We start from the raw sequence: 16,939 nt of genomic DNA on the forward strand, positions 1-16,939 counted from the left end.
TCGCTAGACTGCTATCAGGACAACCGGGATATCGTCGACGCGCCTTCCGTGGTGCTTTCGCCGCGCCGCTCGTAAGCGCGCTGGTCACGCAGGATTTGGAAGGCGATCGTCAAAAGTTTGCGCGCAATGGCAACGCGCGCCTTGTTTACTCCTCTGATCTTCAATTGCTCGTATTGGGCGCGCAGCTGCACATCGCTGGCGATGGCAGGGGCCACCGCCTCGACGAAAGCCCAGCGCAGCCACTTGTTGCCCTGCTTGATGATCTTGCCGTGAAAGGTCTTGCCGCCGGAGGAATAGGTCGACGGCACCAGCCCGGCATAGGCGGCGAGCTTCTTCGGGTTGCGAAACCGCGCTATATCGTCGATCTCCGCATCGATCAGCCTTGCAAAGAACTCGCCGATGCCGGGGGACGTCTTCAACAGCTTCACATTGGCATTGGCCTTGGTCATCGCCCGGATCGTCCTCTCCGACTGCTTGATCCGCTCATTGATATCGCCGATGAAATCGAGGCCACGATCGATCTGGATGCGGTCGATCTCTGAGACCTTCACCTGCGCCAGCTGGACGCGACCGGCCTTGCCGAACAGATCAGCGAGCTTCTTCAGCTGTGCCGTCTGTTCCGGATAGCGATCAAACACCGTGACGATCCGGTTCTTCGTCATCGTGCGCAGCCGCACGTAGAACATCCGCTCGCGCAGGGCGACGCGCAGTTCTCGGGCGCGTTCGCCGGGCGCCCAGGCCTCCGGCACCAGATCGGCTCGGAGCAGATGCGCCAGCACCGTCGCATCGATCTTGTCGGTCTTGATCTTGGCGTCAGCAATCGCCTTGACCTTCAACGGATGGGCGAGAACGACATCATCACAAATGTCGTCGAGCCAGTCGTACATCACCATCCAGTTGCGGGTGGCCTTGACAACCGCATGCGAATTCTCACGGTAGCGCTCCAGAAACCCACCCAGCGACTGTCGATCGTTCTTCACCCGGCCGGATCGTAGCGTCTTGCCGCTGCTGTTCTGAACCACCAGGTGGCTGTAGGATTTGTGGTAGTCGACGCCGATATGGTATTCATAAGAGGCAGTCATGCTTCCAACTCCCCTATTGAGATCTTCGAAACCCCAATAGGATAAGCCGAAAGGCTGAAAGTGTGACTGTCCCTCGATCATCACCTTCATCTCAGTGATCCGTTCTATCGGTGGAGGCGGCCTCTTTCATGTCACCTCACATGGGAAAGTCTGCGTCAAGTCGGTCATAAGAAATCACTCCTTTTCACGGTATCGGCTCCAGGTTCCAAGCCCGACTGCATGACACAGCTCGTTTTGCCGAGCCTGATCAACCTCACATTCGGTCGGCGCTGTCGCGGCCGTACCAAGATCCCGCTTGCGGCGGGTAGGGCTCAGGACGACGAGACCATTCTCCATTACCGGCATTTCGCCACGGTGACATTCGGTTCGTCGACCCGGATCCGCCAGGATTGAGAGATCCTGGTAGATTTCGGAACGGGTGATTGTGGTGACAATCAAGCCCTCTTCATGATTGCCCCTTCGATGACGACACCCGAGGCGACGTATTTCCAGATTGCCACCAGCAGCTTGCGGGCTAACGCGACAATGGTCGACTTCTTCATACGTCCACCGTTGCGGTGGACGCGTGCATTGAACCATTGGCTCAGCACAGAGTTCGGCTGATGTCGTAACCACAGCCATGACAGCTGTATCAATGTCACCCGCAGCCTCGGATTGCCCGCTTTTGAAACGCCCTGTTCCCGATCAATGGCTCCGCTTTGCCAAGGTGTCGGAGCCAGTCCAGCATAGGCGGCGACCTGACGGCGGTTGTCAAAATGCCGGAACAGCCCTTCCACCCACAGGATGTTTGCAAACTCAGTGCCGATCCCCTTGATCTCAAGTAGCATCGTGACCGGCGAGGGCATCGTCTCCGCGGTCTGCGCAGCGATGAGCGCGTCGCGCTCGTCCTCGACTGTCCTGATCTGTTCGAGCAGAAGTTCCAGCCGATCCAGTTCCCGACCAATCTGCGCTCTCATATGCGTCGGCAAGGCACGCCCGTCGCCAGTCTGCAAGTCTTCCAACTGTTGCCGCCGATCCGTATTCATTGGCTCATAGTTGGTGATGCCTTGCGAGAACAGCAGCCCCTTTATGCGATTGACATGGGCGACCCGCTCGGCTGTTAGCGCCTTGCGCTCCCGGCCAATCCGTCGCCGGTCTTCCTCGTCAGGCGATGGTGCCCGTGCCATCGAGCACACGCGGGGCTCTCCTCTCTTATACGCCATCAGGACCCGAAGCAGCGCCTCGCCATCGATACGATCCGTCTTCACCCGCCGGTGGCGGCGTGATGTCGCGATCGACGCTGCATCCACAACATGACTTTCGATCCCCGCCTTCTCAAGCACGCGATGGATCCAGAAGCCGTCGAGCCCGGCTTCCTGAATGGTGACGATAGGATAGTCATTCCTGGTTTTTGCCCGGCATCTCTCCCGCAACTTCGAAAGCAGACCAAACAATCCGGCGACGTCTCCTGCCCTCAAAGAGTGTTTCGACATCCTCTCACCGTTCCCCGGCGACAGCGACGTGATCAGCCAGGTCGAACGACTCAGCTCCAGTGAAACGAAGATTGCACCAAGATTCGTGTGAATGGCGATCGCGGCTTTTTCGGTCTTAAACATCGGGGCCTCACAATAAGTGCGTTAAGTTACGGCCACTCATTCTGCAAAAACGTCGGCCGTCATGCACCCATGGGATCTCCTTGCACAATAAGTGCATTCACAATGTATTGCACGGTCTAGTGCATCTCAAGGGCCGGATGCGTCGCCGATCCGGCCCACCGTGCTGAACCTCTGCCGTCACCATTTCGAACAGGCTCTAGTTCCCGCCCGGCGCGCTGCTATAATCAGACGGCAAAGTTTCGCCCGTGACCACGATATTTTCCGGGATCTTGTATGCGATCCGCAGGTTGGCCGCGGCTGCTTGAAGCCAACCGACCGCACCTTCCATGGTCCATGCCGTTCCATCCGGCGGCAGGCTCTCAAACAGGCCCACCATCAGCAGATTCACAGACGGCGCGCTCCCGTTGCTGTCGCCCTGATTGGATCCGCCTTGCCGACCGCCAACGGATGCCTCGGAGCTGCCCTGATTATAAGAACCTGAAGAAGTCCCGCCGGAAGAACCCGAGGAGGTGGCGTAAGACGCACCCGACGACGTGCCGTCAGACGAACCCGACGAGGACGAATTCGAGTAAGTTGAGCGAGAGGAACCCGAAGACGTGCCGCCAGACGAACCTGAAGAGGAGGAACTCGAGTAAGTTGAGGGAGAGGAGCCCGTGTAAGAAGTCCCCGACTGAGATCCGTAATCATATGTGTTTCCGTTACCGCTCGAAGCGATCGCGGCACCAGTGGTCACTCCGACCGCGTATCCGCCGAGGGCGTAGGCTGCGCGGCGATAGTATCCACGACCATAATGGTCTCCGCCGCCATAGTCTCCGCGGCCATAGTCTCCGCGGCTATAGATTCCACGGCCAAAGTATCCGTTGCCGTTACCAGAGACTTTGATATCGCCAGAACTGTTCACCGTGAGATTGCCTGAGTCCTTTGCGATGATATTGCCTCCGGTGTTGGCGAAGGTGCGGTTCGCATTGATGTTACCTCCGGAGTGCAGCGTGTTGCGGCTGATATTCCCGGGTAAACCCTTCCCTCCGCGGCCAGCCCCTTCCGCCAATCGCCCCTTTGCGCCACCGACATTTGGCGCATGGGTGGGGCGATTCACCGGCGGACGGTTGTGGGCGCTCACCGGCGGACGGCCGTGGCTGGCCACCGGTGGACGGTGCGGGCGCTCCACCGGCGGGCGGTGCGGGCGCTCCATGGGCGGGCGCGGCGGCCCGCCCATCGGCGGACGCGGCAGGCCCCCCGGCGGCGGACCGAACTGGGCAAACGCGACGCCCGAAGTTGCCGCCGTTATTGCAAGAAGAGCGACGAAGGTTCGTTTCAGATGGTTCATCACTGGGTCCTCTTAGTTGCCGGCGCAGTGGCCGCAGTCAGCTCGATCTTTTTTGCACCGGCGGGCGGTTGAAAGGCGAATTCGGACTCGGATGGGCGGGCTTTGGTGTTCCAGCTGGTGAATTCCGCGATGAAACTGGGTTGGCCCGGGAGCAGCCGGTAGGTGACGGCGAGGCGACGTGGTGTGGCCGCGCTATTCTTCTCGACCCACAACTCCAGATCGATGCCAGACTTCTGATGGAAAAACAGATGCCGACATTCGACTCCGTCGACATTGGCCGTCCCGACCTGCCAGGCGGAGATAGCATCGCTCAACAGCAGTTTGTCCGGAGAGTCCACAAAGAAGCCGCCGAGCGGAAAATCAACGTTGATCTTGTCTACCACCTCATTGAGTGCCGACGGTATATCGCCGGATGCGGCAATCACCGCGTACTCCTTGCTGTCGGGGAAAAAGATTGAGGCCGCCTTGCCGTTGTAGAACAGATTGTGCTTGCCGTCGTCGCCGGCAACCTCGACGGCGATTCGATTAGGACGACGCACGACGATCTTCATCGTGTGGAAGACGTGAAGCGGCTGTCCGGATTCGCCCAAATAAACCCTGATGGTTCTCGCCGTAATCGACTGTTCCTTGGCCAGCAGCGTCTTTCCCATCTGCGAGACGGCGGTGGCTGCTTCATCGCTGATCGCCGGCTTGAACGGCGGAGCCGGTTCAGCTGCTCGGGCTATCGGCAACGCGGCGAACCCTACAAAGACGCCGAACGCAGCGGCCCGACTGGCATTCCCAAAGATCATCGTCTTCAGCGCTGGCCACCGCGGCGACAGACCAGTCGGCGCGCTGCCGGCGTGCCGCGCAGATGTCCGGGTCTTCAGGAAGGCCTCGTCTGAACCATTGCAAACTTTCATGCCCAATACCTTTCTACTACTATCGTTTGCACTACCAAGTGCACAATGTGTCTATACTGCACAGTGCAGTGCATTGCAAGGGCAGTTTTGCTGGACAAGCCGATCCGGCCCGGAAGCCGAGCCTCACGTCATTTCCTGCGGAAGGCAGTGCTAGAGCGGTATCCGATCATGTTGCGTCATGTCCGGCGTTTGCGAAGAAATTGGCGCATTCGTCGGGTGTGAATTGATCGATGATGAGGCCGATGGCGCGCTTCAGCCTTTAATTAATTGAATAAGGAAAGAATTTTGTTGCGGGGCAGGATTCGAACGTGCGGCCTTCAGATTGGGAGCCACGATGGCCCGGCCTGAACCACCCGGGGGCGAAATTATGTCGGCACGAGATGCCAGTATGCAAGCGATGTCCCGGATCGTGAGTGGGAGTATATAGCGCCGTTCATGCCTGCGCCCCCGTCCGCGCAAGACGGACTTGCGTGAGGTTGGAACGCTCTCCTTTATATCGCTTCGACAGGCTGCCAGTGGCGGATGCTGCCGAAAGTTTTTCCGCCCTGCTTTAACGGTCCAGCGGTATTTCTATGAATGGCGAGCGATGGGCCTGTGGTTCAGGATCAACTATCATCGCGGTATGGAGACGCGAGAACTGGAAGGCTAAGCAAGCCTCTCCGACGACCGGTGTAATCGAGAGTGTCAAAATCGCGGTAAGCGCCGGCATCTGTGGTTTTGATGCGGGCAGGAAGATCAAGGGCCGCAACCGCTACATCATTCAGAGGACGCGGAGGCTGATGACGCCGCGGTTGGCTTCGACGCGGTCGAGCAGGGCCACGGCAGCCAGCGTGGCAATTGCGATGAGGCAGGAACCCACTCCAAGAATAATCATTGCTGTATCCTTAACGACATCATGTCATACCTGAAGGTACGTTTTATGGCGTCTTCATCGCTGATCGCCGGCCTGGACGGCGGCGACCGGTAGGTCCTTCAAAGCAGCATTGTCGAGCATGGCTTCCGCCAGGAGCCGCTTCAGCTTCGTATTGGACGGTGGAACCGGTTCCTCTGCTCGGCTTATCGGCAACCCGGCAAATTCCACAAAAACGCCGAGCGTAGCGGTCTGAACAGCATTCCGTAAGATCATATTCGTTAGCGCTGGCCACCGCGGCAACGACCCGCGATCGACGGACGGATCCGAGGCGATTGCACGGCGCCGGGCCTTCAGGACGGCCTCGTCTGTACCATTGCAAGCTTTCATGCCGATACCTTTTCAACTTCAATCTGTTGCACTATCAAGTGCACGGCAAGTGATATACTGCACGGTGCAGTGCAATGCAAGGCATATTCGATGACATCAACGCGGTCATGCGCTCCAACGGGTCGAGCTCCCAGGGACCGGAAAAGGCGTTGGCCGTCATCGCGGCTGGCCGGGCTTCATTTCCGGCACGATGGTGACGCCGGTCGCAAATATGCCATGGCCCGGCGGAATTCGCGGGATTCGATAGCGCCGCTATTCAAAATGTCGCTCCGGCTCGCTTTGGATCAGAGGCGTGTCGGGTGGTGTGCCGGGCTCAAATTCATCGTGAACCTCGCGGGATACCCCGGCGTTCAGGCCGGGGAGGAACGCGAGAGCGACCTTGGCCGCTTTCCGCTGGGATTTGACATATTCGGCGATCACCGAGAGCGGTGCGCCGCCACAGCTTGCCGCAAAGGAGGACGGCGACCACAAAACGCCCTTGTGGTAGCGCCCGGTGATTTCCGGGCGGCTCTCGCGCAGAAGTCGGCTGGATACGCCTTTGAGGCTGTTGACCAGCTTCGACAGGGCGATCTTCGGCTGTCCAGCCCTTTGCCGATACCATCGTGCCCGACATCGACCTCGGTGGGGGAGAGGTCGATATGGGTCCCGCCAGCCAGCGTGACTTCCGGCTCGCAGGATGTCGCCCGCCTTCTTGTCCGGGCAGACGACGTGGATCGTATGACCGACGGCCTCCATGGCCTGCTGGAAGACGAAGATTTCGCATTCTTCGGTGAAATCTCCGGTTTCGCCTCCTCGTGGTTGAAAGCCACGGACGGACTCCAACCGCCTGCATGGATCGGTTTTCTCATGCCGGTGGCTCTCCCGCCTTGGTGACATGCTCGCTTGCGACGCTTTATTCCAGGCCCCGCAGCCTCAGCTGAACTTGAAGCCAAACTCCTTGCGAACTGGAGGCGGTGCTTCAGCGGGCGCTGATGCCCCGCGTCTTTCCCAGCCCGGTCGCGCGTGCGAGTTCGAAGCGCTGTCGGGCATCCGGGGGATGTTCACGCGTCGAGATTCCGCTTCGGGCCAGATCGGCCGTGCGTAACGTGTCGAGAGGAGCCGCGCGACGCGGGCCTAGGCGCGAACCAGGGAGATATTCCCGTTCTATGCTCGAAAATCGATAATGTATCAACGGGAACATCGGCCGTCGGCCGGTAGCTCTTACCCGTCGCTAGGGCTCGCTACAACTTTCAGCGCGATCGCGACGATGTTTTCGGCGAAGCTCGCGTCGAGTGGGCGATGTCCGACCAGCAACCGGTAGAAAACAGGTCCGTACATCATATCGAGCAGCACCTCGAGGTTTTGCGGCAGCATAATTTCTCCTCGAGCGGCTGCCTTGATCAACAAGGCGCGACCCGTCTCGCGGCTCGAGAGAATGACCTGGTTGCGGAAGGCCTTGGTGAATTCGCTTTCGGGGTCGGCGGCCGCGAGCGTCATGGCGATTTGGCGCCCTCTGGTGGTCGCAAAAGCCTGGATCAGCGATCGCATTTGCGCCGTCAGCGCCGATCGCAAATTTATGCCGTCTTCTTCGATGGCGCCCGAATCTCCGGACATCAGCGCAGCCATAGCGAGTTCGCAGGCGTTCGCCCATTGCCTATAGATCGTCGGCTTGCCTACGCCGGACTTCGAGGCAACCGCCTCGACGGTGAGACGGCCGAATCCATCCTCGATCAGTATGTCGTGCGCGGCTTTCACGATTCTCGCCCGGGCCAATTGGCTTGGCGGTCTTCCACGCCGTTTCGGTGGGCTCATGTGCTCTTGACTCAATTAGTTATGAAACGTAACGTAACGTAATCATATGCCAGCGGCAAGGGGCCGGCCATGTCCACCTCGATCCAATCTCTGACGCCTTATCTCATCGTCAAGAATGCTCGCGAAGCGATTGCTTTCTATGGCCGCGCCTTCGGGGCCGAGGAGCTTTTCCGGCTGACCGACCCGCATGACGGTCGGATTGGCCACGCGGAGCTCAAGCTCGGCGAAAACACGGTCATGATCGCCGACGAGTATCCAGACTTCGGCGCACTGAGCCCCGATACGATCGGGGGCTCTCCCGTAACCTTCCACCTCGCAACTTTGACGGTCGACGCAAATCTTGCCCGGGCCGTCGGAGCGGGAGCCGTCGTTCTGCGTGCCGCCGCAGATCAGCCCTATGGCGAGCGCGTCGCCATGGTCGTCGATCCATTCGGTCACCGGTGGATGCTCTCGCAGAAGATCGAAGTTGTGGCGCCTGAAGAAATGCAGCGCCGCTGGGACGAGGAGACCGGGGCGTGAACGCGGCCGACGGAAATCGAAGTGAAGGAGGCGGCCGAGCGGGGGATGGCAGTCCGTCGCACCGCTGCTGTGACGTGATCCTTCACGCGCCGGGAGAGGGGCGGCGCTACGAGCTCGGCCCGCTCACGGGCGTGTTCAAGGCCGATGAAGCCGAGACGGAGGCCGCCTATTCCGTGTCCGAGTGGATTCTCGAGACTGGTCTGAAAGGTGTCGGCGGACACAGCCATGCAGCAAATGACGAGGTTTTCTACGTGCTTGAAGGTGTGCCCGAAATCCTCGTCGGCGACTGCTGGCGGCGGTGCACACCGGGCACTTTCCTGCGAATACCGGCCGGCGTCGTCCACGATTTCCGAAACCCCGGAGAGACGACCGCCAGGCTGCTCAATCTTTTCATACCCGGTGGATTTGAACGCAATATGCCCGAGATCTCCGCTTGGTTCGCCGCTCAGGAACCGGTTTAGGGCGGCTGAAAAGGGACATCGCCCATTTCTCCTTTCGCGGGGCGACCATGCGGAACCTTCGCTTCAACTTCCTGCATGCGGCTTTAGATCCTGTGGCAGTTGGTCAGCGATTTCCTAAGTGCGCGGAGTGACTCAACTGGTTCCACCAGGTGCATGGCGTGCCGTCCGCGATATTCCTGCCACAACAGCGTCAGCCACGCCCTTTCGCTTCAGTTCACTGGCGATCTTGGCCCAGTCGGGCCCGTGCATGTCCTGGGGCGGCCGCGACGATGGAAACAGGCGACGCTGCAAAAAGCGTCCCCGTCAAGCCGAGGCGGCAACGGCCAGCCCGTCAGCCCGGCCTCACGCGCCCGCAACAGGTAGGTCGAAATGGTCGTTTTGCCGAATTTCAGCCGTTCCGATATCGCACGAACGGAAAGACCCTATTCGTGCGTCAGTCTCAGTATCTGTCGAATGTCCTTCACACTCGTAAGCCTCGCCTGCTTCCGTCTCGCCATTCACCGCCCCTCTCAAATCGGGGCCTATATTGGCAAAACGGCGCGTGCGAGAGTCGACCTCTTTATCGCCAAAAGACTGTCTGGGATTTTATGGAATTCCTCTCCGCGAAATACCGAAACCCGCATATCGGCGTCATGGTCGTCTATCTCGGCCGGCGGCATCCAAACGCGAAGGAGCGGGTGATGGTCGACTTTCTAGCGGAAACATCACGCGGGTTGCCGGCCTCGGATCAAGGACTTCTAAACCCCCGTATAAGTCGTCCCCTCCTCTTCGCTACCCGATCCTTCCTCCCGATCAATAGGCAGGTCGGGCAGCGTCCTGCTACGGTCGGGGTACATCTTCCCGCAGGGCCGCAAACTATGAAAGGGCGCTTCGGGACGTGGAGCCGCCCGGACAGACGGAGACGCTATTCGTAGCGGAACTCGATCGAAGGGAAAGCTTCGAATCGAGGTGCGGATCATGGGCAAGCCAGCGGCTATTTTCTTTGCAGTCGTGATCGCTGCTCCGGCAGTGGCGCATGATGCGACGCCAACGGCGGCACAGCCGCACGGATGGACATATCCGTTTTCGTGCTGCAGCGGGATGGATTGCCGCGAGATCCACGATCAAGGGGTCCTCGAAGGCCCCCGCGGATATGTCATCAAGCTCACTGGGGAGCTCATAACGCCACTGGATACTCGCATCAAGAACAGTCCGGACGGGCAGTTTCACCAATGCACGGTGGCCGGCGAGCCCACGGGTCGCACCATTTGCCTGTTCGTTCCTCCGCGCTCCTTTTAAGGATTGTCACCATGACACAAGACCTCAACCGCATCGAAATCGATCTGGTCCCGTTGACGCTGTTTTCCCAGCCCATATCGGCAGGCTGGGCCCAGGTGCCGGGCTCTCCGCTCCGGATGCCGCCAGATGGTCAATCAGGGCCGAATACTGCCTTTGAGGCTCATTTGATGATGTTTTCCGTCAAGCCACGCGAAACAATCACCCTCCCGGGGGACAAGCTTTGCACGCCTGGAAATCTGCCTTTACCCTGTACGTGTCTGGGACGCGGTTCGGTCTATCGTGCTACTCCTTCGGGTTTGTCCGCCTTGTAGAGGACTTCGAGGATCTTTGCCCTTCAGTGAGTTCATTAAGCCCAGCGATCGGCGTCCCGATGACCTACCGGCTCGTACGTCGCCACCACGCACGAACCATCCCTTACAATGACAAACGTACTGAGCAATCGCCCGATGCTGAATTCCACCAATGTGCGAAGGGCGCCAACTTTGAGCTAGGCGACCATACGCTTTGCCTATTCGTTCCGAACCAGGGAGCGTGATCATGACCGCGCCTTTGAGAATAACAGAAGCTCAGGAAACCTTCCTTGCTTATATGTCGTCATGGGGGCCAATCGGCACGGACATAGCCTTTAGCATCGAAGACGCAGCTACGGATCTCGGCTACCGTCATCGCCGCTCGATCTATTATCTCTACTACCAGCTTCGCGACATGGGCTTGGCCCAGATGCTGAAGGGCGAAGGCTATAACGGCAAGACGGCGTTCCGATGCTATGCGAGGCCGGAAGACTGCGAAGTCGTCATTATCGCGCGCAAGGGCAGGGCGAAGGGATCAATCAATCCCGTTAAAGCCGGCAAGCCCAAGAAGCTGAAGGCAAAAGCCCGCAAGGTCAAGGCTAAGCCCGCTCCCAAGCCATCGCGTCCAAAACTCATCTCATACGTTGGCTGCGCCGGCCAGCCGGAATGGAACCGCATATGATCCGGCTTCATCTTCCGTTCATTTCGCCCGACAACAATGGCGCGTCATGAAGATGAATTCAGCTTCGGCCACGCCTCAGTCGGTCTTGCGGTGGAGAGGGGCCAGGCCGACGGCCTTCACTCTTCGCAGAGACCTGCACTAGCTGCGAGAGCTTCAGCCAGCCGTTCGCCCGATTAGTTTCCCAACATTGCCATTTCGTCGGCATGCTTTGCGCCAGCGGGCTCGTCTCGTTCGAGAGGCAGGGTGAACAGAAACACCGCCCCACGAGGTTTATTCGCGGTGGCCCATAGCTGGCCCCCGTGAGCCTCGATGATCGAACGGCAGATCGCCAGGCCCATACCCATACCGGTGGATTTGGTCGTGTAGAAGGCCTCAAAAACGCGGTCCATACTTTGCGGGTCCAGGCCTGGACCCGAGTCGCGCACCCCGACGACGACGCCTCCTGAGGCCTCTGTCTCGGTGCTGATCAGCAACTCGCGCTCTTCCTCATTAATGCCGCTCATCGCCTCAATGGCGTTCATGATCAGGTTTAGGATCACCTGTTGTAGCTGGACGCGATCCCCTTCCACGGACGGGAGGCTCGTCGCGAATTCGGTCTGCAGCGTGACGCCTTGCCGGAGGACTTCACTGCCGGTCAAGGCAATCACGTGACGAATGGCTTCATTGAGGTCGAACTGCCCCTTGCGAGGGGGCTCCTTCTTGACCAAGGCGCGGATCCGGCCAATGACATCGCCGGCCCGATTGGCGTTCTCGACGATCCGGCCGAGCGCCTGAGCCACCTCCTCCAGATTCGGCGGATAGGTACCGAGCCAGCGCAAGGCCGCCTGGGCGTTGGTAAGCGACGCGGCGAGCGGCTGATTGACTTCATGGGCGATGGAGGCTGTGAGCTGCCCCATGGTGGCGACGCGGTTTGCGTGGGCCAGTTGCCCCTGCGCCTCGCGCAAGGCTTCCTCGCTCTCGCGTAACGCCTCTTCCGCCTGCCGGCGCTCCGTCAAATCGAGGACGAAAGAGACACCTTCGTTCCTGCTTCCTTCCAACAGTGCACCGCCGATCAACACGGGCAGTCGACTGCCATCTTTCCGAAAGTACTCCTTCTCGAACGGTTGGACTGCCCCGATCAGCTTCAGCTCTGCGACGGTCCGTGCGTCGCGGTCGCGCCATTCGGCCGGCGTCAGGTCCGTCCAGCATAGCCGACCCGAGGCAAGATCCTCCCGGTCGTATCCCACCATGCGGAGGAACGCGTCGTTGGCCTCAAGAATGCGACCTTCGATATCCCAGATGACGATCCCGATGATGTTGGCCTTGACGAGGCGACGGATCTTGGCTTCGCGTTCAGCGAGATCGCGGTACAACCGGTTATTCTCCAGTGAGATCGCCGCCTGAGAGGCGAGCAGCTTCAGCACCGCGATCCGGGCCGGCGCGAAGACCCGAGGGGCGAGGTTGTTCTCAAGATAGAGTACTCCGGTCAGTTGGCCCTGGTTGAGCAACGGCACGCAGAGAATGGAACGAGCATGGTGCTGACAGATGTAGGGGTCCGCGGAAAATGGATTCTGAGCTATGGCGTCGCCGAGAACCACGCTTTCGTTTGTGCGCAAGACATAATGAAGGAGCGATTCCGGCAGCGTGATCGCGGTCACGATCTCATCACGCAGCTGCACCACGACCGTGTCGCCGCCGGTCGTGGCCTCCGCCGTGATCCGTGACTCACCGCCACGCGGCAGGATCAACAGGCCGCGCTCGGCCCCCGCCTGCTCAACGGCGGTGCGCAAGACCGTGTCGATCAGCTTTTGAAGGACAATCTCGCCCGACACGGCTTGCGAGATCTTGATAACGGTTGCGAGATCGAGTTGCTCGATCGGTGCACCAATGGTGCTGGTTGGAGCAGGAGCGCGTTCTTCCCCTCTCAGGTCAGGATAAAGTTGGTCGAGTTGCCGCACCTTACCGTCGGCGCCCCAGCGCAGATAGCAGCCACGTGCGTTGCGGAGATAGAGACGAGTGAAGTCCTCGAAACCTCCCTGCGCATAAAAGCGGGCGGCGAGTTCATATGCGAGGGCTTCATGATGAATGAAGCCGTTGGCACGCGCCGAGCGGATCGCTTGTTCGTAAAGCCGCACGGCGTCGATTTCGCGGCCCTCAAGGCGTGCTATCTCGGCGCCGACCAGCGCGGCTCGATTCTCGAAGTTCTCCGGGCAATTCTTCGCATAGATCTGAAGCTGTCGGTGGTGGGCGACCAGAGCCTCCGTATGCCGCGCCCGCTGGTCAGCCGCAGCAGAGTCGCAGCATGCGGCGCGGGCCAAGGCGCCATAGAAATGATGTTCCGGCGTTTCTTCGAAATGCGACACCGATGTCCATGGTAGCCTCTGCGCCCGCAATGACGCATCGACGGCCGCCTCATAGTCGCCCGCAAAGAACCGCGCCTGGAGTTTTCTGACGAAGTAGCAGGTTTCCGCAAGAATCAAATTCGGATCGTCGGAAAACCGGCGTTCGATCTCTAGTTCGTCAAATCCGTCGTCGTCGAAAGAGCCGAATTTCCGGGTCAACCCGCGCAGCGTCCGGACGAGGCCGAGTTGCGCGCTAGCGAGGTCTATGACGAACTGGAACCGCACCTTCTGCGCAAACGTAAGGCCAATCTCCGCTTGGCGTTGCACTTCCATAAGCGGATCTCCCGCCGCCAGCAGGTTCGAATTCAAACTGGCATAGCTGTATCCGGCAAAGGTGAGGTCGCCGCTCTGGTTGGCAATTTCAAGCGCTCGCCGCAAGATGTCGCGGGCGGTTCGGACATGTCTCGTCCACGGTATGACGTGGGCCCCGAAGTCTTTATAAGTCCTGGCTTGGAAGCGCTTCAGTTCGCGCTCTTCGACCAGTTGGCAGCCAAGCCGACCGAATCGAAATCCGGCCGCATAGTCGCCGAAGCGCGGTCCGGCAATATAGCCAAGCGACACATAGTGGTAGCAGGAACCGTCGCTGTTGCCTCGCTCGAGGCTCAGATTAACAGCCAGGCAGATCGCCATGCATGCAAGATTCGCATCGGTATGCCATACCGCCCCAACGAGCCGGGTGAGGATATCCAGCGTCGCGGAGGATGCTGGGTCGCTCATCAACGGCAGATCAATGAGCTCCTCGATTGCGCGGCTCCCGAGCTGCGACCAGATCCGGCCGTATTCTCGTTGCACCTCCTCGTCGGCCGGATGCGGCGACCAGTCGATGCCGAGATGCTGCCTCAGGTAGTCGAGACCGACGGCGGCGGAGCGACTGGTCTGACCGAGCGCAGCATAGAGATCGATGCGCAGGCAGGCGACAGCAGCCTTGTCGTCGGAGCAGACAGCACAATTGGAAAGCTGTGCTAACCGCTCCTCCGCGTCCGCCAGCGCGCCAATGAGGAACTCGCATTCGGCTCGGTTCAGCTCAAGCGCGAACGCCAGTTGGTGCTGGCGCTCCCAGGCGTCTTCCGGCAGCAGTGTCGTGCCGGCAACAAAATAGTTGAGCGCCGAGGCGTATGCCGTCGAGGCCTTGGCGCGCCTGCCGGCCAGCAGATTGAACTTCGCCAGTTGCGCGCGCTCCTCAGCTGAGGTGATCAGTGCGGCCCCGCGATTGAGCTGGCTGACAATCTCGAAAACATAATCGTCAATCAGCTCCGGCGCAGTGTTCGCCGCAAGCAGTCTCCCTATGCGAAGGTGCAACTCGCCGCGCCGCTCCTCCGGGATCAGCGAATAGGCAGCTTCCTGAACGCGATCGTGGACGAACCGGTAGGCGCCTGCCAGACGCTCGAGCAATTCATGAGCGACGGCAGGCCACAGGGCCTCGGGGACTTGCTCCTCCGGGGTTTCGAGGACGAGTGAAAGCATCATGGTATCTGCGATGTTTCCGAGACAGGCGAACCGCTGCAACGCCTCCCGCGTTTCGGGCGGCAGGCGCGCGAGCTTGCCGACCATGAGGTCCACGATGTTGTCGGTGTATCCCTTGGCGTGAATGCGCTCGAGATCCCAGGACCAGCATGCCGCGTCGTGATCGAAGGTGAGCATTCGCTCTTCGGCGAGCGAAAACAGGAACTGACGGACGAAGAACGGATTGCCGCCGGTCTTGTCGAGCATCATCTGTGCGAGCGGGGCTGCACGCTCGGGCTGACAGTGGAGCGCATCTGCAATCAACTGCCGGAGATGGTCTTGAGTAAGCGGCGCAAGCGTGATTTCCGCGACCTTGCCGCCGGCGGTCTTGATCGCGTCAAGCTTCCGCATCAAAGGATGGGCGGCGGTGACTTCGTTGTCGCGATAGGCACCGATCAGGATGAGCTGCTGCAGATCCGACCGGGTCAGCAGATCCTCCAGCAGGTCGAGTGTCGCCGCGTCGAGCCATTGGAGATCGTCGAGGAACAGCGCTAGCGGATGTTCGGGCCGGGCAAAGACGCTGATGAACCGCCGGAATATCAGCTGGAATCGCCGTTGCGCGTCCTGTGGCGGAAGTTCAGCGACCGGCGGCTGGTCGCCGATGATGAGCTTCAGTTCGGGGACGAGATCGACCATCAGCTGTCCGTTCGGCCCCAGCGTTTCGCTCAGCGCCTCGCGCCACGGTGCCAAATCGGCCTCGCTCTTGGCGAGGAGCCCCTTGAGCAAGCCCTGAAAGGCCTGCGCCAGGGTCGCATAAGGGATGTCGTGCTTGTACTGGTCGAATTTGCCGGACGCGAACAGCCCGCGCGGCGGCACCAGTACCTTGTGGAGTTCATTGACCACCGCCGACTTGCCGATGCCGGAATAGCCAGAGACCAGCACCAATTCCGGCGCCCCGCTCAGCACCACGCGGTCGAAGGCAGTGAGCAAGGTCTCGACCTCGCGCTCCCGCCCGTATAGCTTCTCGGGAATCAGCACGCGGTCCGGGATATCGCGTTCGCCGAGCGGGAATGCATCAATCCGGCACTGCACTTCCCATTGGCTGAGACAGCGGCTCAGATCGTGCTCGACGCCGCCTGCCGTCTGGTATCGTTCCTCAGCCGTCTTGGCGAGCAGCTTCATGACGATGGCCGAGACGGCGGCGGGGATTTCTTTCAGCCGCTCGGTGGGCGGCACCGGCTGCCGTGCGATATGGCAGTGCACCCATTCCATCGGATCGGCAGCCGTAAACGGCAGTACGCCGGTGAGCATTTGATAAAAGGTCACACCAAGGGCATAGAGGTCGCTGCGGGCATCGATCGAGCGGTTCATGCGCCCGGTCTGCTCCGGCGCCATATAGGCAAGCGTTCCGGCGACCACTTCGGGCGGCTCGGGCGCCTGCCGTTCGCGGGAGAGGCGCGAGGCGATGCCGAAGCCGGTGAGCCGCACCTCGGCGCCTGAGCCCGTTACCAGGATATTGGCCGGTTTGATATCCTTGTGGACGAGGCCGCGCTGGTGGGCCCTGCCGAGCGCAGCGGCGATGCCGATCGCGAGGCGCAGGAAAAGCTCCGGTTCCATTGCCGTTCCGAGCCGCCGGGCGAGCGGCTCGCCGCCCGGATCTTCAAGCACCAGCATGGTCCGACCGCCTTCGCGCACCAACTCAAGCGGTCGCACCGCCCATGCGCTATCGAGCTCATCCTTCAATCCATATTCATGGTCGAGGCGTTCGAGGCTTGAAAGTGTCGGGTGCTCGAGGGCCGGAAGCACGACCAGTACCGGGTTCCACTTGCCGTCGGCGCTCCTGCGCCGTTCCCGGTGGAACACGCGATCACCATCCTCCCAAAGAACCTCCAAACTGCTATCTCCACCAACGCCGAAGAACGAGGATGTGCTTATTTGCCGACTTCGT

General features: G+C 60.2%; 12 protein-coding genes and 3 pseudogenes. 6 read left to right on the forward strand and 9 right to left on the reverse strand.

Going from position 1 to position 16,939, the window contains the following annotated elements; genetic code table 11:
* Nucleotides 1–14 precede the first annotated feature (14 nt).
* Nucleotides 15–1,082, reverse strand: coding sequence for an IS110 family transposase (locus QA644_RS00935; RefSeq protein ID WP_283070668.1), 1,068 nt, complete (start codon nucleotides 1,080–1,082; stop codon nucleotides 15–17).
* Nucleotides 1,083–1,301: 219 nt separating this feature from the next.
* On the opposite strand from QA644_RS00935, the gene QA644_RS00940 reads away from it, so the two are divergent.
* On the forward strand, nucleotides 1,302–1,475 hold the full coding sequence (locus tag QA644_RS00940) for a hypothetical protein (protein WP_157213370.1): 174 nt from the start codon (nucleotides 1,302–1,304) through the stop codon (nucleotides 1,473–1,475).
* Between the two features lie 41 nt (nucleotides 1,476–1,516).
* On the opposite strand, the gene QA644_RS00945 is transcribed toward QA644_RS00940, so the two are convergent.
* From QA644_RS00945 to QA644_RS00955, 3 genes are all read right to left on the reverse strand, one after another.
* Nucleotides 1,517–2,677, reverse strand: coding sequence for an IS110 family transposase (locus tag QA644_RS00945; RefSeq protein ID WP_283070672.1), 1,161 nt, complete (start codon nucleotides 2,675–2,677; stop codon nucleotides 1,517–1,519).
* A 196-nt stretch (nucleotides 2,678–2,873) separates the two neighbouring features.
* On the reverse strand, nucleotides 2,874–4,004 hold the full coding sequence (locus tag QA644_RS00950) for a hypothetical protein (protein ID WP_283070673.1): 1,131 nt from the start codon (nucleotides 4,002–4,004) through the stop codon (nucleotides 2,874–2,876).
* Nucleotides 4,004–4,906 carry a DUF2092 domain-containing protein gene (locus QA644_RS00955; protein WP_283070674.1) on the reverse strand — a complete coding sequence of 301 codons (903 nt, stop codon included), beginning with the start codon at nucleotides 4,904–4,906 and terminating at the stop codon, nucleotides 4,004–4,006. Before QA644_RS00955 ends, QA644_RS00950 begins: the two co-directional genes overlap by 1 nt.
* A 384-nt stretch (nucleotides 4,907–5,290) precedes the next feature.
* Between QA644_RS00955 and QA644_RS00960 the strand changes: the two are divergent.
* A pseudogene (locus QA644_RS00960) lies at nucleotides 5,291–5,667 on the forward strand (transposase); the annotation flags it as partial.
* Between the two features lie 167 nt (nucleotides 5,668–5,834).
* On the opposite strand, the gene QA644_RS00965 reads toward QA644_RS00960, so the two are convergent.
* The 3 genes and pseudogenes from QA644_RS00965 to QA644_RS00975 all read right to left on the reverse strand — a co-directional run bounded on the left by QA644_RS00965 (nucleotide 5,835) and on the right by QA644_RS00975 (nucleotide 7,937).
* Nucleotides 5,835–6,032: a hypothetical protein gene (locus QA644_RS00965; RefSeq protein ID WP_283072461.1), complete on the reverse strand. Its 198-nt coding sequence runs from the start codon at nucleotides 6,030–6,032 to the stop codon at nucleotides 5,835–5,837.
* A gap of 504 nt (nucleotides 6,033–6,536) precedes the next feature.
* Nucleotides 6,537–6,722, reverse strand: a pseudogene (locus QA644_RS00970) (transposase); the annotation flags it as partial.
* A 624-nt stretch (nucleotides 6,723–7,346) separates the two neighbouring features.
* On the reverse strand, nucleotides 7,347–7,937 hold the full coding sequence (locus QA644_RS00975) for a TetR/AcrR family transcriptional regulator (protein ID WP_283070675.1): 591 nt from the start codon (nucleotides 7,935–7,937) through the stop codon (nucleotides 7,347–7,349).
* A gap of 69 nt (nucleotides 7,938–8,006) precedes the next feature.
* On the opposite strand from QA644_RS00975, the gene QA644_RS00980 reads away from it, so the two are divergent.
* Together QA644_RS00980 and QA644_RS00985 are read left to right on the forward strand one after the other, a co-directional pair.
* The gene (locus QA644_RS00980; RefSeq protein WP_074066561.1) at nucleotides 8,007–8,456 is read left to right on the forward strand and encodes a VOC family protein; all 450 of its coding nucleotides are present in this window, start codon (nucleotides 8,007–8,009) and stop codon (nucleotides 8,454–8,456) included.
* Nucleotides 8,453–8,917: a cupin domain-containing protein gene (locus QA644_RS00985; RefSeq protein ID WP_283070676.1), complete on the forward strand. Its 465-nt coding sequence runs from the start codon at nucleotides 8,453–8,455 to the stop codon at nucleotides 8,915–8,917. The genes QA644_RS00980 and QA644_RS00985 overlap by 4 nt, the downstream gene beginning before the upstream one ends.
* 167 nt (nucleotides 8,918–9,084) lie before the next feature.
* Here QA644_RS00985 and QA644_RS00990 read toward each other — a convergent pair.
* A pseudogene (locus QA644_RS00990) lies at nucleotides 9,085–9,321 on the reverse strand (IS21 family transposase); the annotation flags it as partial.
* Nucleotides 9,322–9,874: 553 nt separating this feature from the next.
* Between QA644_RS00990 and QA644_RS00995 the strand changes: the two are divergent.
* Complete coding sequence (locus QA644_RS00995) at nucleotides 9,875–10,195, forward strand: hypothetical protein (RefSeq protein WP_074066563.1); 321 nt, start codon at nucleotides 9,875–9,877, stop codon at nucleotides 10,193–10,195.
* A gap of 537 nt (nucleotides 10,196–10,732) precedes the next feature.
* A complete protein-coding gene (locus tag QA644_RS01000) occupies nucleotides 10,733–11,167 on the forward strand; it encodes a hypothetical protein (RefSeq protein ID WP_194728880.1) in 435 nt (144 codons plus the stop codon).
* A gap of 173 nt (nucleotides 11,168–11,340) precedes the next feature.
* Here the strand turns inward: QA644_RS01000 and QA644_RS01005 are convergent, their stop codons facing one another.
* Nucleotides 11,341–16,884: an AAA family ATPase gene (locus QA644_RS01005; protein ID WP_283070677.1), complete on the reverse strand. Its 5,544-nt coding sequence runs from the start codon at nucleotides 16,882–16,884 to the stop codon at nucleotides 11,341–11,343.
* Between the last annotated feature and the right edge of the window lie 55 nt (nucleotides 16,885–16,939).

It is taken from the genome of Rhizobium sp. CC1099 (assembly GCF_029714385.1).
GTDB lineage: Bacteria > Pseudomonadota > Alphaproteobacteria > Rhizobiales > Rhizobiaceae > Rhizobium.